This window comes from Pseudomonas baetica (assembly GCF_019733355.1).
GTDB classification, from domain to species: domain Bacteria; phylum Pseudomonadota; class Gammaproteobacteria; order Pseudomonadales; family Pseudomonadaceae; genus Aquipseudomonas; species Aquipseudomonas baetica_A.
In genome coordinates this window covers 1-338 of sequence record NZ_JAIHLQ010000159.1, presented here as the reverse complement: position 1 = coordinate 338, position 338 = coordinate 1, and the positions used below count along the sequence as shown (strand labels likewise).

The window sequence follows — 338 nt, the reverse complement described above, 5'->3', positions numbered from 1 at the left end:
GATCAGTGGAACATCACTGTCCAAGTGCTTGTGGAATCAGTGTCCAAGTGGCCGTGGAATGAGTGTCCAAGTCAGCTTGGACTGGGTGTCCAAGTGCGCATGGAATCCCCAGATTGGGCCGCAGAGAAAACCGACTACGCACTCGAGGTTTGCGAAATGTCTCTGGCTCATGTGGTCGCGAGCGGAGCAGAAGCTGCTTATTGGCGCAGTGATTTGCTAGAAAAACGCCGTAGCTTGATGGCTGACTGGGCCACCTTCGTGAGTTTAAAGTATGAAATTCAGTACTAAGCAATAGCTAGACGGGGAGCGAGGCTGCGATAAAGGCTGCGGTTGCCGTC

The 338-nt window shown here is 53.0% G+C and carries 1 pseudogene; it reads left to right on the top strand.

What is annotated here, in order from left to right:
* Nucleotides 1-288: pseudogene (locus K5E40_RS35355) on the top strand (hypothetical protein); the annotation flags it as partial.
* Between the last annotated feature and the right edge of the window lie 50 nt (nt 289-338).